The 21,285-nt window shown below is 66.9% G+C and carries 22 protein-coding genes and 2 pseudogenes; 11 read left to right on the plus strand and 13 right to left on the minus strand.

The genetic code is table 11. The annotated features are described in order from the left end of the window. Positions 1-306 precede the first annotated feature (306 nt). Positions 307-1,179: a LolA-like protein gene (locus OP04_RS46635; RefSeq protein ID WP_157241278.1), complete on the minus strand. Its 873-nt coding sequence runs from the start codon at positions 1,177-1,179 to the stop codon at positions 307-309. Positions 1,180-1,521: 342 nt separating this feature from the next. Between OP04_RS46635 and OP04_RS46640 the strand changes: the two genes are divergently transcribed. Continuing rightward, positions 1,522-3,081 carry a recombinase family protein gene (locus OP04_RS46640; protein ID WP_051800129.1) on the plus strand — a complete coding sequence of 520 codons (1,560 nt, stop codon included), beginning with the start codon at positions 1,522-1,524 and terminating at the stop codon, positions 3,079-3,081. An 875-nt stretch (positions 3,082-3,956) separates the two neighbouring features. On the opposite strand, the gene OP04_RS50940 is transcribed toward OP04_RS46640, so the two are convergent. Continuing rightward, positions 3,957-4,961 (minus strand): DUF3039 domain-containing protein, encoded by a 1,005-nt coding sequence (locus OP04_RS50940; RefSeq protein WP_051800130.1) that lies wholly within the window; start codon positions 4,959-4,961, stop codon positions 3,957-3,959. A gap of 68 nt (positions 4,962-5,029) precedes the next feature. Continuing rightward, complete coding sequence (locus OP04_RS46655) at positions 5,030-5,425, minus strand: excisionase family DNA-binding protein (RefSeq protein ID WP_033346522.1); 396 nt, start codon at positions 5,423-5,425, stop codon at positions 5,030-5,032. A 1,079-nt stretch (positions 5,426-6,504) separates the two neighbouring features. On the opposite strand from OP04_RS46655, the gene OP04_RS54245 reads away from it, so the two are divergent. Next, complete coding sequence (locus OP04_RS54245) at positions 6,505-6,729, plus strand: hypothetical protein (RefSeq protein WP_157241280.1); 225 nt, start codon at positions 6,505-6,507, stop codon at positions 6,727-6,729. A 379-nt stretch (positions 6,730-7,108) separates the two neighbouring features. Further along, positions 7,109-8,233: a jacalin-like lectin gene (locus OP04_RS54250; protein ID WP_157241282.1), complete on the plus strand. Its 1,125-nt coding sequence runs from the start codon at positions 7,109-7,111 to the stop codon at positions 8,231-8,233. A gap of 261 nt (positions 8,234-8,494) precedes the next feature. Here OP04_RS54250 and OP04_RS52730 read toward each other — a convergent pair. Continuing rightward, positions 8,495-9,363, minus strand: a pseudogene (locus OP04_RS52730) (transposase family protein). A gap of 203 nt (positions 9,364-9,566) precedes the next feature. Between OP04_RS52730 and OP04_RS46670 the strand changes: the two are divergent. Both OP04_RS46670 and OP04_RS46675 read left to right on the plus strand, forming a co-directional pair. After that, positions 9,567-9,929 (plus strand): hypothetical protein, encoded by a 363-nt coding sequence (locus tag OP04_RS46670; RefSeq protein ID WP_033346523.1) that lies wholly within the window; start codon positions 9,567-9,569, stop codon positions 9,927-9,929. A gap of 142 nt (positions 9,930-10,071) precedes the next feature. After that, on the plus strand, positions 10,072-10,944 hold the full coding sequence (locus tag OP04_RS46675; protein ID WP_051800132.1) for an alpha/beta fold hydrolase: 873 nt from the start codon (positions 10,072-10,074) through the stop codon (positions 10,942-10,944). A 12-nt stretch (positions 10,945-10,956) separates the two neighbouring features. Here the strand turns inward: OP04_RS46675 and OP04_RS46680 are convergent, their stop codons facing one another. Further along, entirely contained in the window at positions 10,957-12,153 is a 1,197-nt protein-coding gene (locus OP04_RS46680) for an alpha/beta fold hydrolase (RefSeq protein ID WP_033346524.1), read from the minus strand. Between the two features lie 186 nt (positions 12,154-12,339). Here OP04_RS46680 and OP04_RS46685 point away from each other — a divergent pair, with 186 nt between their 5' ends. Together OP04_RS46685 and OP04_RS46690 are read left to right on the plus strand one after the other, a co-directional pair. Beyond that, the gene (locus tag OP04_RS46685; protein ID WP_051800134.1) at positions 12,340-13,698 is read left to right on the plus strand and encodes an FAD-dependent oxidoreductase; all 1,359 of its coding nucleotides are present in this window, start codon (positions 12,340-12,342) and stop codon (positions 13,696-13,698) included. A 41-nt stretch (positions 13,699-13,739) separates the two neighbouring features. Beyond that, a complete protein-coding gene (locus tag OP04_RS46690) occupies positions 13,740-15,314 on the plus strand; it encodes a 4-coumarate--CoA ligase family protein (protein ID WP_198154286.1) in 1,575 nt (524 codons plus the stop codon). 238 nt (positions 15,315-15,552) lie between these two features. Here OP04_RS46690 and OP04_RS46695 read toward each other — a convergent pair. Both OP04_RS46695 and OP04_RS56940 read right to left on the minus strand, forming a co-directional pair. Further along, positions 15,553-15,882: pseudogene (locus OP04_RS46695) on the minus strand (transposase); the annotation flags it as partial. Between the two features lie 149 nt (positions 15,883-16,031). Beyond that, entirely contained in the window at positions 16,032-16,541 is a 510-nt protein-coding gene (locus OP04_RS56940) for a LysR substrate-binding domain-containing protein (RefSeq protein ID WP_408606862.1), read from the minus strand. Here OP04_RS56940 and OP04_RS56665 point away from each other — a divergent pair. The 3 genes from OP04_RS56665 to OP04_RS54265 all read left to right on the plus strand — a co-directional run bounded on the left by OP04_RS56665 (position 16,432) and on the right by OP04_RS54265 (position 17,341). Further along, positions 16,432-16,761: an SDR family NAD(P)-dependent oxidoreductase gene (locus tag OP04_RS56665; RefSeq protein ID WP_269746753.1), complete on the plus strand. Its 330-nt coding sequence runs from the start codon at positions 16,432-16,434 to the stop codon at positions 16,759-16,761. The two genes, OP04_RS56940 and OP04_RS56665, sit on opposite strands and share 110 nt — an antisense overlap. 78 nt (positions 16,762-16,839) lie before the next feature. Then, positions 16,840-17,013 (plus strand): hypothetical protein, encoded by a 174-nt coding sequence (locus tag OP04_RS54260; RefSeq protein WP_157241286.1) that lies wholly within the window; start codon positions 16,840-16,842, stop codon positions 17,011-17,013. A gap of 82 nt (positions 17,014-17,095) precedes the next feature. Beyond that, positions 17,096-17,341 carry a hypothetical protein gene (locus OP04_RS54265; protein WP_157241288.1) on the plus strand — a complete coding sequence of 82 codons (246 nt, stop codon included), beginning with the start codon at positions 17,096-17,098 and terminating at the stop codon, positions 17,339-17,341. Positions 17,342-17,395: 54 nt separating this feature from the next. Here OP04_RS54265 and OP04_RS56670 read toward each other — a convergent pair whose 3' ends face one another. The 3 genes from OP04_RS56670 to OP04_RS55195 form a co-directional block, all read right to left on the minus strand. Continuing rightward, the gene (locus OP04_RS56670; RefSeq protein WP_269746754.1) at positions 17,396-17,527 is read right to left on the minus strand and encodes a hypothetical protein; all 132 of its coding nucleotides are present in this window, start codon (positions 17,525-17,527) and stop codon (positions 17,396-17,398) included. 67 nt (positions 17,528-17,594) lie between these two features. After that, positions 17,595-18,686 carry a hypothetical protein gene (locus OP04_RS46710; protein ID WP_157241290.1) on the minus strand — a complete coding sequence of 364 codons (1,092 nt, stop codon included), beginning with the start codon at positions 18,684-18,686 and terminating at the stop codon, positions 17,595-17,597. Beyond that, a complete protein-coding gene (locus OP04_RS55195; RefSeq protein WP_198154288.1) occupies positions 18,677-19,093 on the minus strand; it encodes an RCC1 domain-containing protein in 417 nt (138 codons plus the stop codon). The genes OP04_RS46710 and OP04_RS55195 overlap by 10 nt, the downstream gene beginning before the upstream one ends. A 933-nt stretch (positions 19,094-20,026) precedes the next feature. On the opposite strand from OP04_RS55195, the gene OP04_RS54270 reads away from it, so the two are divergent. Next, positions 20,027-20,332, plus strand: a complete 306-nt coding sequence (locus tag OP04_RS54270) for a hypothetical protein (protein ID WP_157241292.1) — start codon at positions 20,027-20,029, stop codon at positions 20,330-20,332. On the opposite strand, the gene OP04_RS56945 is transcribed toward OP04_RS54270, so the two are convergent. From OP04_RS56945 to OP04_RS46730, 3 genes are read right to left on the minus strand one after another with little or no spacing between them, the layout of a single operon-like run. After that, on the minus strand, positions 20,220-20,810 hold the full coding sequence (locus OP04_RS56945; RefSeq protein ID WP_085067336.1) for a DDE-type integrase/transposase/recombinase: 591 nt from the start codon (positions 20,808-20,810) through the stop codon (positions 20,220-20,222). The two genes, OP04_RS54270 and OP04_RS56945, sit on opposite strands and share 113 nt — an antisense overlap. Then, entirely contained in the window at positions 20,752-20,931 is a 180-nt protein-coding gene (locus OP04_RS55200; RefSeq protein ID WP_085067337.1) for an ATP-binding protein, read from the minus strand. The genes OP04_RS56945 and OP04_RS55200 overlap by 59 nt, the downstream gene beginning before the upstream one ends. After that, on the minus strand, positions 20,928-21,251 hold the full coding sequence (locus OP04_RS46730) for a response regulator transcription factor (RefSeq protein WP_157241294.1): 324 nt from the start codon (positions 21,249-21,251) through the stop codon (positions 20,928-20,930). The genes OP04_RS55200 and OP04_RS46730 overlap by 4 nt, the downstream gene beginning before the upstream one ends. Positions 21,252-21,285: the final 34 nt, after the last annotated feature.

The raw sequence follows: 21,285 nt of genomic DNA on the forward strand, positions 1-21,285 counted from the left end.
GAAGTAAACAGCAATTACAAAGCGTATTCACAGAACGGACAAAACACTGTCGATCTTGACAATCAGTTACCGAGGATCACCGGCCACCCACGCAACGTACATCTCGCGACCGCAAACGTTCACATCCCGGCAATCACACCGCCTCCCTCAAGACCGCAGCAGAACCGCCGCTACCGGCGACGAACGTCCCGTCTTGACGTTCCGCCCGACCAGCCGCACGGTCACGAACCGCGGCGCGGAGCTAGGGGCAGCGCCGGAAGTAGGTCCCGGCGCCGCCGAACCATCCGATGCCGCGACGGTGGGACGCTACTGCTGCTGAATGGCGCGCAGCGCTGCCGCTGCCGCCGTCGCATCGGCATCCGACCCGAGCTCACTACCCGTCGGCGCCCCGGCCGGGCGTGCCGCGTCGTACTGGTCGAAGGTGAACGAGACCCTCCCGGCCGGGTAGTCCCCCGCCGCGGGATAGTCGAATCCGAACTGCCGCAACCGGCCCTGACTGTCGGTCGTCGCACGAAACGGCAGCGAGACCGCCCGGTCGCCGAGCGCGGCAACGTGCTCCTTCTCCAGGCTGAACCCCAACACTCCCGGGACCGCATCGGTCACGTCGACCGTCCCGTCGAACGACGCCGCACCCTTACGCGTCACCGCGACCACCCGGGTCACCAGCCCTTCCGCACCGGTCAGGTTCTTCTCCGGCCGGATCAGGCGTAGCGGCCCGAACGCTCCGTTGCTGGCGAGCGGCTTGGCCGGCAGCCACTTCTGGCCGGTGAGCACACCCGGCAGATCAGGCGGCAGACCCTCGGTCTGCGAGAAGTCCAGCCGCAGCCACTGGACGTCACCGACCGTGCGATACCGCACGTCGGTGATGTCGGTAGCGCTGTACTTCACCCGCTGCTGCACCTCCAGCGACCCACTCGGCCCGTGCACCACAACCGAGATCACCCCGTCATACGGCGAGGACAGCTTGAACTCATAATTCAACGCGTCCAGCGCGGCAACAGAAGCAGCCAGAGCTGTCTTCGGATCAGGCAACCCGGCGCCAGCGGACGCCGCCGGACCCGGCGACGGCGCATCGGACGGACCGGCGCAGCCGGTGAGAGCAAGAACAAGAGCGGCGAGCGTAGCTGTGCGTCCCCGTGACATGGGTCGTCTCCAGTTGTGCGAATCCTGCGGAAGCACGCGGAGCCTAGCGAGCCCCTTGCCGACTCGAGCCCTTCGGCCACCACCCGCACACCACCATCACCAGGGCTCGCCTCCCTCCGATCATCACGCCCACTGGCCGAACGATGACGCTAGGCGGAAACGGCCAACGTCAGCTCCCCGCAACACACCTATCACCCGGGCCTTCCAACCGCGCCTGCCGCAGGACAACGCTCATCCCCCGCGACTCTGGTCAGCGACACCACCGGCCGACGGCCGTCCATGATCGACCCCACTGAGCCAGGTCTCGACCATGCCGATACCTTCTGCCGACCGGCAAGAAGGGCACACGTTCCCGTGACATCATCCGACGGCGATCACTTGATCGACCGGCTGCAACAACAGCAGACACTGCATCACCCACGACGGGCCGGCACCATCGGCCGCGACCCGGCTCCGGGCAACAGGTTCGCGTTCTACGGCCGGATCTCCACCAGCGGCTTCCAGGACGAGGAATCCTCCCGCCGGTGGCAACTGGACAGCGCCGGCAGGGTGATCGACGGCGCCGGTGTGATCGTGGCAGAGTTCTTCGACGTCGGCTACTCCCGCAGCCTGCCCTGGGCCGAACGCCCGCAGGCCGCGACGCTGCTGCGCGCGGCGACCGCAGCGAATCGCGAGTTCGATGCGATCGTGGTCGGGGAGCACGAGCGGGGCTTCAGCGGCGACCAGCTGCTGCGGATGCTGCCGGTGCTGCGCCGGCACGGGATCACAGTGTGGCTGCCGGAAATCGGCGGGCCGGTCGACCTCGACGATCCCGCGCACCGGGCCCTCATCCGGCTGCTGGGGCACCAGTCCCGGACCGAGGTGCTCCGATCCCGGTTCCGGACGAAGGAAGCGATGCGCGCCCAGGTCCGCACGCAAGGCCGGCACCACGGAGGCCGGGCACCGTACGGCTACCGGCTCGTCGACGCGGGCCCGCATCCGAACCCGGTCCACGCTGGCTGGGGCCGCCGGCTCTACCGTCTGGATCCCGACCCGCGGACGGCACCGCACGTACGGTGGATGTTCGCCCAGCGGCTCGCCGGACGCAGCGCGCCGGAGATCGCCGCGGCGCTGCACCAACGCCGGATACCACCACCCGACGGCGGCCGCGGCGCGCGTACCTCGGCCCGGCGCTGGTCGGTGCGCACGGTCGCGACGATCCTGGCCAACCCGCGCTACACCGGCTTCCAGGTGTGGAACCGGCACAGCACCGACCACTGCGAGACCCTGCCGGGCGATAAGTCGACCCGGGTCGGCGGACCGCGCCGGCGGGCGAACGCGCCTGCGGACTGGGTGGTCTCGGACCGAATCGCGCACCCGCCGCTGGTCAGCGCCGACGACTTCATGCGCGCCCAGAAGGTCAGCGCGCTGCCGGCGCCGCGGGACGGGAGTGTGCGCCGGTATCGGCTAACCGGGCTGGTGATCTGCGGCCGGTGCGGCCGGCGGGCCGAGGGCACCTGGGTGCATGGGCGGGCGACGTACCGGTGCCGGCACGGGCAGGGCGCCCGGCGGACGTTGCGCGGGCCGCGGCCGTTGTATGTGCGGGAGGATGCGTTGCTGGCATACGCGCGCGGTCAGATCGGCACGCAGATCCTTGATGACGTCGATAAGGCATTCGACGAGATTTCGGGCAGATTACGTAACCAGGGTATGACCTTGATCTGCGACGGGGATTCAATCGTTCTCCACGACCCGACACCACCGGAGGACGACGTATTACCGACGCGCTCACGCACGCCTGTCCGCACGTTGCCTGTCCACGCCTTGACCTGGGAAAACTCTCCACCAGGACGACCGACGGATACACGCCATAAACGGCGCAAGAAGAGTCGAAATAAATGCCGCTGCAAGCCGCTGAAATTGCGGCTCAAATCCCGCTCTTACCCCCGTAGGGGTTGACGTGTCCGACAGGCCGCTGACCTGCATTTGCGCTCACATGTCCGGTTTTGCACCGGCCATGTTGTGGCTCTGTGTAGCTCATCGTATCAGCTGCGCTGAGGTGGTGTTCCCACCGGGAACACCGATGATCTTGCGAAAGCCACCCGCCGCGTCGTCACGGCAGATCCGATCAATCCGAAGCGGGCCGGGTCGCGCTGGGCACGACCTCAACCGGGAGCAACCGCCGTTCACGCTTCGGGACATCTGGTCATATCCCTGCCGCAGACGTCCGCCCACGCCGAGTACGTTTGGCCACACGCCGCTGCCGGATTGCGGCAATCCGCTGGGCACCGAATGCGCGAGCGGGGGAAGAACCGGCACCTCTCAATTCACCAGCGGTGGCGCTTCGCCGGGGCGAGTCGGAGGTAAGTCTGCCGGGGCTAAGGAGAGCGCGCATCTCCTTCTGGGCTGCCGCCTTGCCTTCAGTTAGTCCGATAAGTAATACGTGAGCTGCGACCGGGTAGTCCATCTCGATCACGGGTCCGTCGTAGCTGACATATTACGCTACCGCGTCAGCGCGGTCGGACCGCAAGGCGTACTCGCAGTTGTGGTTCCGATTCAGTTCGATTAGAAAACCTGGGCTCGTGCTCATAATGGCGGCCTGCCAGTCTTGGGGGAACTGGCGGTCGATCCAGCCGTCTAGCTTCTCTCGGGCTTCCTGCGGGCAGCACTGGCGCATGTAGGAGCCTTTCTCTCGTTCCGAAGTCAAACGAGGTAAGACTTAAGGGGCAACGACACGATCGCAGAAGAGCCAATTTCGGGGTCTCGGTAGGTTGGAGATCCACGGCCCGGTATCCGGGGCTTGCCGTGATCGGCGCGCCGAGTGCGCGCGACGGCTATTCGGGGAGCGTCTCGTAGCGCTCTTCGCATGCCTGGCACTTCGGTAGTGTCTCGTGGTTCTGGTATGGCACGAAGAAGAGTCCGCACATGGAGCGGACGCTCAGGCCGACGACGGAGCTGATGGCAAGACTGCGGCGGTGGGCGTAATGCGCCTTATTGTTGGGATGCGACTGCGCGAGTTCTCCGCGGTCGGTGATCTCCTGTAGCTGATCGAGGCGAAGCGCGAGGTTCCCGATGTCGTCGATCGTCGAGTAGGTGTCACCCACGCGATCCCAGCCGGTTTCGGGTGGGTTGATCACGGTCAGTATCCGGATCGTCGCCTGCCAGCCCAGCTCTGATGTGCGGAACTCGCTGGCGAGATCGATCTCGACGATGACTTCCTCGTACTTGAAGTCGGAGTCGCCCTGTTCGGCGACCGTCAGTGTGCACTCCCCGAATTTGCCTGCCGTGCCGCTCGGGTGCGGGAGAATGAACGTCGCCGTTCCCCCGCTTGCGATCGTCCGGAGCACCTCGACAATCCGGCGCTGGATGTCGCACTCCCACTCGATCGAGAGTGTTGCGGCGGCTTCTCGTTTCAACTGCCGGCGGTCGTCGTCGGTGGGCAGCCAGCGTTCGGTCTCGTCGGTGCTGTCCGCGCGTTTGACGCGTTCGTAGAAGTCGTCGTGGTCTTTGTGGCCGCCTTTGGCGAGTCCGGCGGCGATGAGCCAGCAGACTCCGGCCTCCTGGTCAACCCACACGCCGCCGCGCCACTGGCCGGTTTTGATCTCCAGCATCACGAGGCGTGTGCTGCTCTTGATCCGCCCGAGGTGGGTGTCGTGCTCCGGGTCATCGCCGAAGCTCTCGGCAGCCTTCCGAATGATCGGGTGGGGCAGCGCGCTGAGCGGGGAGAGCGGGTCGAGTCCTTGGACTCCGGCCCGGGGCGGCGCGTGCGGCGACTCCCAGCCGTCGCGCAGGTCATCCTGCAGGACACGGAGGGTCGGACGGGCACGTCGGGGGATCACCGAGGCATTGTTCCGGTTACGGCCGACCGAGGGCGGCAGCGACACGCCCTCGGCCGGGTGACCCGGGCTTAGAGTAGGTCGGCGAGTTCGTCGATCGCGGCGGATCGCGTCTGCTGCTGGTGCGCGAAGCGTTCGGCGAGTTCGCGGCGGTCGCGCTGACGGCGTTGTTCGAACTTGACGACTTCGATGAAAGGGATGCGTCGGTCACGGCCGACGCGGTCGAACGCGAGCTCGCCGCGGTCCAGGAGCTTGTACAGGTGCGCGCGGCTCATGCCGAGGCGTTCGGCCGCTTCGTTCGGCGTCAGCGTGGCGGTCGGCTCGAACGCGGCGATCCCGTCACCAGCGCGAACGGACTCGCTGAGCGCGCGGATGACGTCGAGCATCTCGGGTGAGATATCGGCCGCGGCGCGCTCGAGTTGGTCGAACTGCTCGGCAGGAACATGGGACGTGTCGATCGTGCGCATGACTCACCTACATTAGGCCGGGATGAAGATGTCACACCTGGCATAGATGTCACAGATGCTACCACGCCGCGGCTATGCCCGATCACCCGCTGAGTGCGATCACATACATCCGATCCAACGACATTCACCCAGGTAGACGGCACCTACACAGCTTGACAATCGCCCCAAACCACGCAGGCGACGCAGAACCAGACACCGCCGAAAGCCGACGGCCAACGAGTTCGTCCTCTTATCGGCTGATAGGGCACCTTAGGACCTCAGACCGCCTGCATCGAACAGCGGTCGAGTTGCCCCCGACCGCGCCACAACCTCTCAATCCTCGGCCTGCTCGATAGGCTGAGGCGCCCTCTGGGTGTGCAACATCGCGTAGCGACGCCTCAGCCTATCGACATGTCAAGCCGATGCACACCACCTCACCAGGCGCGCCGCGTCCGTCGACGCGATCGCGCACGGAGCGACGGCAGGACTGCCATGCCTCACTCACCGCATCCGGGATCGCCGAACCGAGTGACAGCCGGCCAGCGAATCGAACGGACATCGCTGCAAGGGCTTGCCCGCGCTGCATGACACCGCGCTTTGGTCGAAGGTCAAAACCTTCGACTCGGCGAGGTGAACCGACATGACGGCGGAATCTGTAGCGGCCGCAGGGCCGCTCGATGCATGGAGAGACGCCCAGACCGTGCCCTGTCGGACGCGCCGGGAGCGTGCGGCCGCCCAGGCCGCGATGCGGTTCGTGTTCTACGGGCGGTTGTCGACCAAGGAACACCAGCACTCCGACACCTCCCGGCGGTGGCAGCCGGAATGTGCCCGCGACCTCATCATCGGGACCGGGACGATCGTGGCTGAGTATCTCGACATCGGGTGCTGCCGAACGGCCATCGTGCAGCGCAGGCCGCAAAGCCGCCGCACTGCCGGCCACGCTCACCGCCGGAAAGTGCGATGCCGATGCGGTGGTCGCAGGCGAGTACGAGCGGGCGTTCTGCGGCCGGCAGGTCTTTGACCTACTCCCGGCACTCAAGCGTGCGGGGGTGGTGTCGTGCCTGCCGGAGCTTCTCGGCCCGGGCGATGGTGATGATCCGGTGCATCGTGCGGTGCTGATCGAGCTGGGTGCGCGGTCGTTGCGGGAGGTGCAGCGGTCACGGCACCGGGTCCTCGAGGCGATGCAGGTCCAGACCTGGGACCAGGGCCGCTGTCTGGGCGGCCGCCCACCGTACGGATACCAGCTCGTCGAGATCGGCCCGCACCCGAACCCGGCACACGCACGCTGGGCCAGAAACTGCCCGGCCTCGCGCCAGATCCGGTGACGGCACGGCACGTGCGATGGATCTTCACCCGCCGGCTCGCCGGGCACAGCATGGCCGACATCGCCTGCACCCTGAACGCCCGCGGTGCGTCGTGCCCGTCGGTGCATGATCGTGCCCGGAACCGGCATCGACGGTGCGGCCGACAGGTGCGGTCGGCAGCCCTCCACGGCACCGGCCCACCGCCCGTTCGCACTCGCTTCAACGCCGCCCAGCCGCACACACCTCTCGCGGCGCAATCCGCCAGAATTGCTGACGGCGCGCGACCTGACGCACTCTCATGCCGATGACAGTGCACTCGGTAGGATGAAATGGCTCTGTTTCTCAGTCCCTAGCTAAGCCAGCTTGGCACACTTCAGAGGCAGATCGCACGTTCAGTTCCGTGAGCGGTCTAAAGTGTTGCACGATCCTGACGTCGTCACCTGTCCATATCGGCACCCTGCCTTTGGCATCGCCGTTACAACATCATCGACTAATATGCATCGAGGAAAATGGGATGCCTGATCTATTGCACGTGCATACCGAGCGGTCGCAGGCCGGATCGGAGTGGCCCTACCCGGACCAGCCCTATTACACCCCAGTATTCGTAGTGGGAGGAAACGGCGGCTCAACATTTCTGGACGCTCGTGCATCTGACGGACTATTCATCAAATCGCTCGAGTTTTGGACCGACGACGACAAGATGGCAGGCGTACGCGCCACCTATAGCGACGGTTCTCAAACCTCAATCCACGGCCAGACCAGGGGGGACCGTCATGTCCTGACGCTGGCGCCGGGCGAATTGATCCTTGAACTTACCATCTGGGGCAATGGAGTGGGGACCCGTTGCGGCAAAGTTGAAATCAAGACCTCACTCAAGCAACACTTTTCCTGTGGGAAGAAGTCGGTTTCCGGCCAGACGCCTTATGACGCACCGACCGGCTCGGGACTTCTGGTTGGTATCGAGGGACGTTCGGGCAATGACCTCGATGCACTTGGGTTCTTTTTTCTGAATCCGGTCGATACTGTCACTCTCCGCAAGGTGGAGTATGTCAATCCGCCCGGCCAGGGATCGGATCGTGGTATTGCGCCGGCTGCGCTACTCACAACGCACTATGGACCCTATTCCGACCGAACCGAATACCGCTTCGCGGATTCAGTTAAACGCACCATGACCCGATCCTGGACTAGTTCAACATCAATGAAATATTTCGCCTCAATCAAAGTGAGTGCGGAGGTGTTTGGTGTAGGCACATCGGCAAACGCCGGCTGGGAACGAACCACGGTTGAAGAGGTCTCCCAGGAGGAGAGTACCGAAGTGTCACTTCCTTGGGACGTCAAAGGCGTACTCGAGCCGGGGCAAGAGGTAACTCTGACCGCCGAAGTCCGCCTAGGCAGCCTCGACCTACAGTACACAGCCGAACTCGTTGCGAAGATCGGCAACGACACCTATCTAACGTTTCCGGCATCGGGCACATTCACCAACATCGCATACGGAACTGTTTATGTGACCAAGTCGTTCGCATAAGCAACCGAATCAGCCTCGATCCGCCTCAAGCGAGAGGGAGGCGCCTCGTAGTTATCGGCCACGAGATGCGTGTATCCGTATTAGCGGCCAGTGCTCCAATTAGAGAACCGCTTGGGCGGCGGTGCAAATATGGGTTGCCTGCGGACGGCAAGCAACCACCGCTGAGCCTCGAAGGGATGTGTTGACCCAAGATTCGGCGGTGGTTGCCCTGCCAATTAGACACTGAGGTTGTCCGAGCAAGGAAATGACTACCGGGTGTGGTCATGTGGTGCGTCCGTACTCGGTATGCAGGATGGCCAGTGCGGCGGCGACGATCTTCCCGATCCGCCATGGGTCGAGGCCGATGTTGCGCAGGGCTCGGAAGGTCATCTTGAGCAGGGCGTTGGCGCGTTCGCCGACGGCGCGCAGGCTGTTGTGGGCCTTGTTGAACTGCTGCTGGACCAGCAGCAGTCCGCCGTTCTTCGGTCTCTTGTACGCGACGGTGATCGTGTCGGCGAGGCCTTCGTAGCCGAGGTCGCCGAGGGTGCGCAGGTCGCCGGCGGCGTCGGTGAGGGCGGGCAGGAGTGCGGGATGGGTGCGGGCGGCGGTGGTGTCGTGTTCCCGGCCGGGACGCACCTCGGAGGTCCAGATCGGCCAGCCGTCCGGCACGCCGACGACCTGAATGTTCCCGCCGTGAGTGTGGTGCTTCCCGACCACCACAGATCGACGCCCTTGGTGGGGCCGGGGGTGTGGCACCGGTCGGTCTCGATCAGGGTGCCGTCGATGGTGACGTAATCATGACCGGCCGTTTTCGCCGCGAGGAGCGCACCGTGCAGACTCGGCGAACGAGCCGCGAGCACGTCGATGCCCTCATGCAGGTAGTCGTAGCCGGTCGAGATGCTGATCGCGTTGTCCCGGGCCAGCTGACGCATCCGGGTGCTGTCACAGAACCACCGCAACACCAGGACCGCCTGCTCACGGCAGGTCAACGCCCTGGTCCCGGCCCGGGTGCCCCGGCGGGCACGTTCCCCATCCAGGAGTGCGGCCAGGAACGTCACGGTCTCCTCGTGCAGCGGGAGGACCGCTGTGATGACACACTCATCGTCGACGCAGGATCCTTTGAAAGTGTTGCTGTGAGAGGCCACCTTCATACCGGGATCCTGCGTCTTCTCGTTGCAGCGCAACAACTTCGGCGTGTCGCGTGTGGACTCCGACCGCCGGTCACTCAGATTCGGCGACTCGTTGCGCGGAATGGCTCAGTGGCAATCACAGCAATCTCACTGCGGCGGAGATCAACTTAGGGCTTGCAGAGAAATAACCCGTAGCTTGCCGGATTGTGGTCCGCTGATCTGTTATGGGCGTCATGGTGGAGGTTCAAGAGCAGTTGGTGGCGAAGTTCCAGGCGATCTTCCCGCATCTCGATGAGCGTCAGCGCCGGTTGGAGATGGGTGCTGAGGCCCGGGTGCTGGGCCATGGCCCCTGGCCCTGCCGGACGAGCGTGTGCTGCCTAAAGCTCCCGGAGGAGCTGCGGCCCTCGACGAGCGCTTCTTCAGCAGCCCGATTCGGCTGCCTCAATCACGGGCAGCTCCCGGAGGAGCTGCGGCTTGTCCAGACCGCCGATGACCACCTTAGAGCCGTTCTTGCCTCAATGAAGGGCAGCTCCTTCGGCGCGGACGATGGCGCCGATAGCAGCGCAGGCAACACCAAGCTGACCTGAGTCCGGCACTACCGGTCAGGTTCACATCGTCATACATGCGACATCCGATGCGGGATCTGTCGACGGTCAACGCCGTCAACGCTCCGTAGGATCGGCGGGTGACGCAATTTCAACTCCACATCGGACTTCGAGGGCTGCACACATGACGCTCTCGCACGGTCGCGGCGGACCCGCGCCACGAGAGGTCATCCGGTTCTGCCGGGCCGGGGACGGTGCCCGGCTCGCGTATGCCGACACGGGTACCGGCCGCCCGCTGGTGAAGACCGCGAACTGGCTGACGCACCTCGACCTCGATCAGGCCCTGCCATTGTGGTCCCACTGGGTCGACGGCCTGCTCCAGGGACGCCGCCTGATCCGGTACGACGAACGCGGCTGCGGAATGTCGGAATGGCGGGAACCGCTGTTCACCTACCAGGATTGGGTCGCTGATCTCGATGCGGTGGTCGACGCGGCCGAGGTGGACCGGTTCGCGCTGCTCGGGGTGTCCCAGGGCGGTGCCACCGCGGTGGCCTACGCGGCCTGCCGGCCGGACCGGGTGGAACGGCTGGTGCTGACGTCGGCATACCTGTCCGGTCGTCAGGTCCGCGCGGCCGACGACCTGGAACGCCGGGCGGCCAAGGTGGATGTCGACCTCGCCCGGATCGGCTGGGCCTCCCGCGACTCCAGCTTCCTGCGGGTGTTCGCCTCCCAGTTCCTGCCGGACGGCACCCCGCAGGACTGGGACGAGTTCGCCGCCTTCCAGCGCCGGACGACCTCACCGGAGAACGGCACCCGGTTCCTGGAGGAGCTCACCCGGATCGATGTCTCCGGACTCGCGCCGCGGGTGGCCTGCCCGACGCTGATCATGCATTCCCGCGATGATCCCCGTGTGCCGGTGTCCCATGCTCTTGAGCTTGCGGCGCTCATCCCGCACAGCCGGCTCGTGCTCCTCGACGGCCGTAATCATCTGTTCACCCGGGATGAGCCCGCATGGGCCGAGTTCCAGCATCACCTCGCCGAGTTCCTGGCCGAGTGAGCCCGGCGGGTGTCACTCGGCGAGGAAATCGTCCACCTGGAAAAGGAACTCCGGCCATGCAGGCTCGTCGGCGGTCAGCAGATGGTTCCGGCTGTTGAGCAGGACCAGGCGGCTGTCGGGGATAAGGGCGGCCAGCTCACCGGCCTGCTGTGCCGGCACGCGGCCGTCCTCGCGCGAGTGGAGGATCAGTGTCGGGCACGCCACGCGGTGCGCGATCGACGTGACGTCGATGGTGGCGAACTCCTCCAGGAACCGGACGCCGTTCTCCGGTGAGGTCGTCCGGCGCAGGAACGCGATGAAGGCGTCCCAGTCCTGCGGGGTGCCGTCCGGCAGGAACTGGGAGGCGAACACCCGCAGGAAGGTCGGGTCCTGATGGATCCAGCCGACCCGGGCCAGGTCGAGGTCGAGGTCGGCGGCCTGCCGTGCGGCGGCGTCACGTGCCCGGACCATCCGGCCGCGGGCGTATGCGCCGGCCAGGATCAGGCGGCTAACCCGCTCGGGCCGGCGCGCGGCGTAGGCGATCGCGACCGCCCCGCCCTGCGAGACGCCCAGCAACGGGAACCGGTCGAGTCCCATGGCGTCCGCCACGGTCTCGAGATCGTCGACCCAGTCGTCGAAGCTGAAGCTGGGGACGGTCCAGTCGGACATCCCGCAGCCTCGTTCGTCGTACCGGATCAGCCGCCGGTCGTGGGACAGCCCGCCGAGCCAGTGCGACCACAGCGGGGTCGTGGATTCCAGGTCGAGATGCGTCAGCCAGTTCGCGGCCTTGAGCAGCGGCGGGCCCGAGCCCAGCGTCGCGTACGCGATCCGGGTGCCGTCGTCCGCATGGCAGAAACGGATCGTCTGGGCCTCGGCCGTAGGTGCGGGCACCAGGGCCTGCACGCTACTTTCACCGGCGAGCGACACCCTGCCGACGAACTGGTATCCGCGCCGGTGCACCGTACGGATCACCCGCTGCTGGCTTCCGGAGTCGCCGACCGCCAGTCGCGCGGTCCGCAGCCCCGTGGTCAACGCGGCCTCGCTGACGAACCTGTCTCCCCAGATCTCGTCGAGTAGTTCGTTCTTCGTCACCACACGGTCGTGGTGCCGGATCAGATGACACAGCAGGTCGAGAGCACGTGGTTCGACATGGACCGGCTGGCCGGACCGGCGGAGCTGGTGACGGCCGAGATCGAGCTCGTAGTCACCGAATCGATAGGTGACGCTCACAGTGTCATAACGTAGTGCGGCCGTACACATCACTCCATGACGGAATCACGACGATCTCACGACGATCCGGTCCGAGCCGCCGCCCTATCCCTCAGCAGTTCCTCAGACCTCCGCCAAGGCTTCGCACCGTCGGTCTCCGATCCTCAAGGGGGTACGGGCGGGAAGTACCGGGGCGGAGGGAGTGACATGGGCGAGCGGCGCGGAGGCACCGCCATCGTGATCGGGGCGAGCATTGCCGGCCTGTGCGCCGCGCGCGTGCTGAGCGACCGGGTCGATCACGTCACCGTCATCGAACGTGACCGGATCACCGGAGCACACATTCCGCGCCGAAGCGTCCCGCAGGGCCGGCACGGCCACGTGCTGCTCGCCGCGGGGCATCAGCGGCTCCGGCGCTGGTTCCCCGGGATCACCGGCGATCTGGAGGCGGCCGGAGCCGTGCGGTACGGCACCGAGGAGGTCGTCTTCCACCAGGCCGGCGGCTACCGGATGCGGCCCGCGCTCGGGTACCGGGGAGTGTCGATGACCCGGCCGTTGCTGGAGGAGACGATCCGCGGACGACTCCTGCGCGGGTACATGAACGTCTCCGTGACCGATGAGGTCGCGGTGGACGGTCTCATCGTGGAGGACGGCCGGGTGGCCGGGGTGCGCACGGACGGTGCCGTGTACCGGGCCGACCTGGTCGTCGCGTGCACCGGCCGGAACACCCGCTTCCTCGACCAGCTGGAGCCCGCCGGATTCACGGCACCGGACGTCTCGACCGTGCGCATCGACATTGCCTACGGCACCCGCACGGTCCGGCTCGGCTCCGGACGCACCGATCCGCGGATCGTGCTCGTCGTCGACAATCCGCGGGCGGGACATCGCATGGGAACGGTGGTGCCGGTCGAGGACGGCCGGGCCATCGTCACTCTCGCCGGATTTCACGGCGACGTACCACCGACCGACGCTGACGGCTTCCACGCCTTCGCCCGCTCGCTTCCGTCGCCGGCCATCGCCGATCTGCTCGCCGGGACCGAACCACTCGGACCGGTCCTGACCCATCGGATGCCGACCAGCCAGCGTCGCCGGATGGAGCTGCTGAAGCGTCATCCGGCGGGGTTCGTAGTCCTCGGCGACGCCATCTGCAGTTTCAACCCGGTCTACGGGCAGGGGATGTCGGTGGCGGCGCTGCAGGCCCAGGAGCTGGGCCGGGCCGTCGACCGGCACGGGCTGCGGTCGTCCCGCCTCCCGGCCGCCTTCTACCGAAGGGCCGCGCGGGTCGTCGAGGTTCCGTGGCGGATCGCGGCCGCCGCCGACTTCGCTGACCCGCGCACCAGCGGCGCGAAACCGCCCGGCACGGACCTGTTGAACAGATACCTCGATCACGTCCTGCGGGCCTGCCACACCTCGCCCCGGGTCGCCGGTCAGCTGTTACAGGTGCAGAACCTGGTCGCCCATCCTCGTTCGCTGGCGACGCCGGTGATGGCGGCCCGGGTGTTCACCGCTGCCCGCGACTCTCCCGCCGGGACCTGCCCGGCACCGGTCACCCACGACTCGACGGCCTGATGGCCATCACCCAGCCCTCTCGATCCTCGAAGGAAGTAGTCATGATCTACGAAAGTCAATGTGACGGCGTGCCGACCGTCGATCTGCCCATCCACTCGCTGGTGCTGGCCGGTGCCGAGGGCCGTGGTGCCAGGCCGGCCATGGTGGACGCCGGCACCGGCCAGACGCTCAGCTACGGTGAGCTGGCCGTCCTGGTCCGGCGGCTTGCCGCCGGTCTGGCCGCGGAAGGTATCGGCAAGGGCGACGTGATCGCGTTGCACTCGCCCAACACGATCCTGTTCCCGGTCGTCTTCTACGCCGCCACCTCCATCGGCGCGACCGTCACCACCCTCTCCCCGCTGTCCACGCCCGACGAGATCGCCACACAACTCATCGACGCTGACGCCCGGCTGATGGTCACGGTCTCCGCGACCCTCACCGCGGCCCGCGCCGCGACCGCGAAGGTCCGCGAAACAGGACGCACCATCGAGATCCTGACCTGCGACCGGGCTACCGGCCACCGTGGCGTCCTCGACCTGCTCACCGACGGCCCGGCACCCACCATCGACATCGACCCCGCCGACGACGTCGCCGTGCTGCCCTACTCCAGCGGTACGACCGGCGTGCCCAAGGGTGTGATGCTGACCCACCGCAACCTGTGCACCAACCTCGCACAACTCCACAGCCTGCACCACGTCGACGAATCCGAGCGAATCATCGCAGTCCTGCCCTTCTTCCACATCTTCGGACTGACCGCGCTGATCAACAACGCCCTCTACCGGGGCGCAACCGTGTACGTCCACTCCCGGTTCGACCTCGACGCGTTCCTGACCAGCCTGGAACGCGACCGGATCACCCTCGCCTACGTCGCACCGCCGATCATGCTCGCCCTCGCCAAACACCCCCGCATCGACAGCCAGGACCTCACCGCCCTGCGGCGGATCATCTGCGCGGCAGCACCCCTGGACGCCGGCGTACAGACCGCGGTCGCCACCCGGCTCGGCGTCGAGGTCGGCCAGGCCTACGGCATGACCGAACTGTCCCCCGGCACACACGTCCACGCCGACGGCCACCACGACGAACCCGCCGGATCGGTCGGCCGGCTGATCCCGTCCACCCGGGCCCGGCTCGTCGACCCCACGACCGGCCAGGACGTCCAGCCCGGTGATCGCGGCGAGCTGTGGATCCAAGGACCGCAGGTCATGAAAGGCTACCTCGGACGACCGGACGCAACCGACACCATGATCGACGCCGACGGCTGGCTCCACACCGGCGACATCGCACGAGTCGACGAACACGGCAACTGGTACATCGTCGACCGGGTCAAGGAACTCATCAAATACAAGGCCTACCAGGTCGCACCCGCCGAACTCGAAGCGATCCTGGTCGGCCACCCGGCGATCGCGGACGCGGCGGTGATCGGAGTCCACGACGGCACCGACGAACTACCCAAAGCATTCATCGTCCGTACGCCAGGTACACACCTGACCACCGAAGAGGTGATCGCGTACGTCGCCGCCCAGGTATCTCCGTACAAGAAGATCCGGCTCGTCGAGTTCATCGACACCATCCCCAAAGCCAGCTCGGGCAAGATCCTCCGTCGCGAACTCCGCGACCGCGAAACCCTCGTCTCCTGAACCGTTCCGGCAGGCATCAGCGGACTGCCTCCTGGCTGACACCTCCAGATCGGCCACTGCCACTCGTCGGCACGCGCGACCTCGTCCGCACCGGATTACCGGTGCGGACGAGGTCGCGCAGCCGTGTCTCGGTGCGCCGAACGAGCTTCCGAGCCGGTGCACCATCGACGATCGCATGACGAAATCCGCGGATCCGTGAAGAGCCCGTGACGTATGCAGCGACAGGGTTGCCGGCTCAGTTAGACCCGGCCCGGGCCTCGCGCAGCAGGCCGACGAGGGCTTCACCGGTGTTGTCCAGGAAACACAGCAGCGGATGGAGCCCAAGCGTCTTCTTCCAGGTCCGGGTCGCTGCTTCCTTCTCCGAATGGCAGATCACGATGGTCGCGTCGATGTCCAGGACCAGCCCGTCAACCTGCCGACCGGAGGCCACCGGCTGGGGCAGGTCACCGCGGACCTCGGCATGCTGGGCCCAGACGACCTCACGAGCCCGGGCACGGGCGGCCCACAACCCGGCCAGAGCGGTCTCGTCGAGCCGGGACAGCAGCCGCCACGCGATCGGATCCGACGCAGGAACGTACCGATCTAGCAGTTCACGTAATGGGATATGGTCACGTCACTTCTCGGTGGAGGCGTGCTGGGGCGAGCGCATGGCATGGAGTGGTATCGAATTCGGCCGACCGGGATGCGGGCGGCTGTGGTCGTTGAAAAAGCCGGTCTCTAAGGCGATTCGCGGCAACGGTATCCATCACTCGGCCAGAGCGGGATCGACCTGAATCTGTCACCATCAATCACCCGAAAGCTGGTGGCGGACAGCCGTCGGAGTGCCGAAGCCCGGCGGTACCGGACGTGGCGCGTTCCGGCAGGTGCGACCGGGAGGGTCAGGTCGGTGCGGGCGGGGCGGGAAGACCCACGCCGTGCCAGTCCTCCTGGCGGAGGTGGTCGAGCAGCACCGACTCCGCCGGCCCCGGGTGGCGCCGCAGCCCGAGAAGAACCGGCTCGGTGAGCGGCGGCAGAAGAGGACGGGCCAGCGTTTCGAGGCCTTTCGGGGACGGCCGAGGCCGGCACCACGGTGACGCCGAGGCCCTGCGCCGCGAGTCGTACGGCCGTGGTGATCTGCGTGGCACTGGCGACGATGTGCGGGCTGGTTTCCGTGTCGTCGAGCAGCCGGGCGAGGTATTCGTCGAGCTTGCTGGTGCGGCGGAATCGCACCCATCCCTCGGTCGCCAGGTCGTCGAGGCGCAGCGCCGTCTCGTCGGCCAGCGAACGCGGTGTTGCCGTCGTGCGCGAGATCGAGGCAGCCGGAGGCACCGCGCGCTTCGCCCGGGCCGACCTCGCCGATCTCGCCTCGGTCCAGGATCTGGCCGAGGCGGCGGGCCCGGTTGACGTGCTGGTCAACAACGCGCAGTGTCCTTGCCGGACTCGCCCGGAGCCGCACCCGCCCGCGTGAACGACAACCGCGCGGACACATGCGGCCCACCCATGCGCGGCGCCTCTGTGGAGCGGCGACCCAGCCCGCTCTCTCGCGGTGCCTGACGACGAAGCGCCGGGCACCGGCGCGCTGGGGCTGAGCCGCAGCAAGGGCAGGATCGTGGAGGGCGCGGACGCCGACCTGCTCGTGGTCAGCGGTGATCCACTCACCGATCCGTCTCGTCTGCGCGACGTCAGCGCGGTGTTCAGGTCGGGGATCCGCGTCCGCTGATCAACGGTCTCGCGTGCCGCCGGGCGCAACCACCCGGCGGCACGCCGCCGCAGCGCGCCCGCAGCGTACCCTCGCGGCCGTCGTGTTCGTCGTCGCCACCGTCAGTGCCGCCGCCGGCCCGCCGCAGCATGCCGACGACGTCGTTGAACACGCCGCTACGCGTGAAGGCGCCAACGACCGCTACGGCCATGCCACCGGCGACCTCGTGCTCGCCGCGCCGCTCACCGTGACCGGCCCGTACAGCGGCCCCACCACCGTCGGTCTGCGGCACCGCCGACGGCAGCCGGACGTTGAGTGCCTCGATCACCCATGTCGACGACGTGGGTGATGACCGATGCGACCGGCCAGCGGACCTGACGGAACCGCCGACCGGCGCCGGATGTCACGGCGTGAGCAGATTGATCCAATCCGGCGAGTAGCTGCCGGAGAACTGGCTGACGTCGAACCGTTCGACCCACAGGTTCCCGTCGTCGGCCCGCACGTACGCGTGCATCTCGTTGTCCCCGATCGTCATGGCTCCGACGGGAACGTCGAGGGCAATCGGATAGGGCGGCTCGAAGTACAGCGGTATCCACCCCTGGTCAGCAGCGTCCCAAATAGGTGAGCGAGAGCCAGCCGGCTTGGTCGACGCAGTAGAAGGCGGGCTGACGGTGGCTCTTGGTACTGGTCACCCCCGCAGCCTTCACAGGGGCGTGACCACCGCCGCGAGCGTGCCGCGTCCAGGTCCAGGCGCTGCCGCTCCACCATCGCGACCACACATGGCCATCGCTGCCCAGGACGAAAGCGTAGGGGCGAGTGTCATCCACGGCGATCGCCCCGACTCCAGAGGTGATGCTGACGCCGGCGGGGTGGCCTTGGTTCGACCAGGCCCAGGCGCTGCCGCTCCACCAGAGGATCCACAGGTTGCCGTCACTGCCCCGGAAGAAGACGAACGGGGCGCTGCCGTTGACGGATAGGGTAAGCCCGACCGCCTCCGACAGGGTCACCCCGGCGGGGCGACCGTGATTCGCCCAGCTCCAGCTGGTGCCGTTCCACCACCGAGACCACACGTTGCCGTCGCTGCCCAGGACATACGCGTACGGGCGGGCGCCGCCCACCGCAAGCACTCCGACCCCGGACTCGATTGCGACCCCGTTGGGACGGCCATGATTCGTCCAGGACCAGCTCGTGCCACTCCACGACTTCGACCACAGATTGCCGTCCGTGCCTCGGACGAAGGCAAGTGGACGGGTGCCACCGATGGCGACGACACCGACCGCAGCGTCGATCCCGGCGTCGGTGGGCCGGCCGAGATTCTCCCAATACTGTTCCTTCTCCCGCATCAGCCACAGATTGCCATCGCCGCCGCGCTGGAACAGGTACGGGTTGTCACCGCCGACCACCACGTTGCCGACGGTGAAGTCGAGGGTCGTCGTGCTCATCGCCACAACGGTGTGGTCCCCGCCACCGGCGACGGAGATCACCCGGTAGCCCGGGGGGAGTTCGGCCGGCTGGGGCGACTCGACGCCGGAAGTGACGCCCCAGTGGTGGAGCTTGCCGTCGTCGGTGACCGCCAAGACGGAGGCGGCACGGGCGGCGATCTGCGTGACTGTTCGGCCGTTCATCGAGGCCGGCACGGGCCACTCGCCATCCCTGCCCCAGACGACGACATTGCCGGTGCTGGTCAGCGCCATCGAGTACGACACACCGCCGCGATCGCGGTGACCACCTGATCGTCCAGGGCGGCCGGTACGTCAGTCTGCCCGCGCTCGTCGTGCCCCCAGGCGAAGACTTTGCCGCCCGCGGTGAGCGCCAGCGAGTGGTAGTCGCCGGCGGCGATCGCAGTGACGGTCTGGTCGGTCACCGCGTCGGGAACGGCCAGACTCCCGCCGCTGCCGCCGTTGTATCCCCAGGTCACGACTTTGTATCTCGTGGTCAGCGCCAGCGAATGGCCTACACCCCCAGCTACCGCGGTGACCCGCTCGCTGTCTAAGACCGCTGGGACTTCGGTCTGGCCGAAATTGTTGCTTCCCCAGGCCACCACCCTGCTGGCGTCGTTCACTGCTAGGGAGTGGAGATCACCGGCGCCGATCGCGGTCACCTTCTCGTGTGTCAACTCCGCTGGCACATCGCTCTGTCCCTTGATGTTCCATCCCCAGGCGGTGACCCTCCGTTGGCGTCCAACGCCAGGGAGTGGTCGTCGCCCGCGGCGACCAACCGGGCGTTCGCCTCGGCGAGAGCCGATGGGATGTCGGTCTGGCCGTGGATGATGAAATCGCCCCAGGCAGCGACCTTGCCTTGACGAGCGTAGGTGACTCCCGCGGCCGACGCCGGCGCGGTGTCTCCGACGACCATCAGCGCCGCTGAAGCGGCGACCGACAACGCGATAGCGGCATGCACCCTTCCTCTGCGCCAATGCTCGGCGACGGGCCTTCTGATCCGCGATGACATGGTTTCCCTTCATTATTCGGTGCTGGGCGCCCATCCGAAGATCCGATGTGGATACATGGAAGTGACGAGCCGCAGGCGCCGATTCTGTGGAACAGGTACCTGAGTAATCCTCGACCAGCGGGCGGAAACGTCACCAAATGTTCCTGTCCCGCCGTTCGTGGCAGCCGCTTGCTGTGGAATCGATGTAGCGCGTCCCCGACTGGGTAACCTCTTTCATATGGCCGTATACGGCCGCGGCCGGAACTCTCGGGCCGAACTGCGCTTCCATCGCCTTGGAAACTACCGGCGACGCACGCGACACACGTGAGGCTGCCCTGAGGGTTGCCTGAGGGTTGCCTGAGGACGCCGTGAGCAGACCCGCGGCGTCGCTGTCAATCAACGAGGCCCGGCGCGGTCGGTGAGAACGCGCAGGGGCAGCGTGAGCGCCGTGGCCCAGACGATTGTCCGCGGCCGGGGACCCGAGACGGCACCAAGGACCCCTGACTGCCTCACGTTCTCCGGTTGCGGTCATGACTCAATCCCGTTGAGTTAACGCATCGGTGCTGGTCAGCGTGGTGAGCTGACGGGGGTACAGTCATCGGCCGTGACGTCGTCTGTAGTGGACCCAACACGGCCACAGGGCCGATTGACCGACCGCGGCGCGCTGGGTGTGGTGTCGTCACGGTTCGATCGGGACCTGCTTGAGGAAGTCCTCAATCGCAGCGGGCGGCGGGAGAAGGGGGCGGCGGCTGACAGGCTGGTGCTGGCCGACGTCGGTCTGTTCTCCTTCTACCTGTTCACCACGTTCGCCGCGACCGGCGCGGACCTGGCCGGGCGGGTCGGAGCGAGCGTGTTGGCCAGCCACGTGCGCTGGCTGGCCGAATGGCCCCGCCGATGGGAGAATTCGTGAACAAGTCGAGGATCATAAATACAAATCTAGCTTCGGCCGGCGCGGCCCCGACGGACTGCCGGAGATCCAGTGCAGAGAGAATCAGCCCGAATTCCTGAGACGTGTACTGGCTGCCGTGATCAGAATGGAAGATGGCTTTCGCCGCCAGTGGTATCCGCCGGGACGCCGCCCGCAAGGCAGCGCAGACCAGGCTCGCCGGATAGCGAATATCCACAGAATATCCGACCACCATTTTCGAATAACAGTCGATGACCGTCGCCAGAAACAACGGGCCCTCGCCGGTATCGATCTGTGTGATGTCACCGACCAGCTTCGCCCCCTGCGCCGCCGCGGTGACGTCCCGGCCGACCAGGTCCGGGAGCGGACCCGCCGCCCGATCCGGCACCGTCAACGATCGATTCCTGGCCGAATCCTGGCCTTCACCTCGCGGACGCGAACGTGACCGTGGCGTCCAGGCACCGCCCGCCAGCGCCGGCACGCAGCTCCACGCTGCCGTGCGCGGTCTCGGCCAGGCTCCGGACCAGCGCGAGGCCCAGCCCGGTCCCGCCGCTGCGGGCGCCGGGCACGCGCCAGGCCCAGCACCCGGTCCGCCTCGTCACCGCGAACGGTGAGCACTATCAGGGTACGTCCCGGCCGGCCTGCCGCAGCCGCCGGCACACCTCGATGCCGTCGATGTCGGCAGCCCCAGGTCCAGCAGGATCATCTCGGCCGGTGCGGCCGTCAGCGCCGCCACGCCGGTGACCACCCGATCCACCCGCATCCCGTAACGGGTCAGCCCGTCGGCCAGCGGCTCCGCGATCGAGTCGTCGTCCTCGACGAGCAGGCCCTCACCGGCTGCCTCCACTCGTCCGGGCGGCACCTCGCGCCACCACCAGGAGGTACGCGCGCAGCACGGCCGACGGTCGAACGATGGCCTCATTTCCACCTCCAGCACGTCGAGTCGCGCCTTGTAC

Origin of the sequence: Catenuloplanes japonicus, from assembly GCF_000717135.1 — a bacterium.
In the GTDB taxonomy this organism is placed as follows: domain Bacteria; phylum Actinomycetota; class Actinomycetes; order Mycobacteriales; family Micromonosporaceae; genus Catenuloplanes; species Catenuloplanes japonicus.

Coding starts and splice junctions, on each gene's coding strand:
- OP04_RS46655 (WP_033346522.1), bottom strand. CDS start 5,425: ATGCGCACGATCGACACGTCCCATGTTCCTGCCGAGCAGTTCGACCAA.
- OP04_RS46670 (WP_033346523.1), top strand. CDS start 9,567: ATGGGCGTCATGGTGGAGGTTCAAGAGCAGTTGGTGGCGAAGTTCCAG.
- OP04_RS46675 (WP_051800132.1), top strand. CDS start 10,072: ATGACGCTCTCGCACGGTCGCGGCGGACCCGCGCCACGAGAGGTCATC.
- OP04_RS46685 (WP_051800134.1), top strand. CDS start 12,340: ATGGGCGAGCGGCGCGGAGGCACCGCCATCGTGATCGGGGCGAGCATT.
- OP04_RS46690 (WP_198154286.1), top strand. CDS start 13,740: ATGATCTACGAAAGTCAATGTGACGGCGTGCCGACCGTCGATCTGCCC.
- OP04_RS56670 (WP_269746754.1), bottom strand. CDS start 17,527: ATGACGATCGGGGACAACGAGATGCACGCGTACGTGCGGGCCGACGAC.
- OP04_RS46710 (WP_157241290.1), bottom strand. CDS start 18,686: ATGGCGCTGACCAGCACCGGCAATGTCGTCGTCTGGGGCAGGGATGGC.
- OP04_RS46730 (WP_157241294.1), bottom strand. CDS start 21,251: ATGAGGCCATCGTTCGACCGTCGGCCGTGCTGCGCGCGTACCTCCTGG.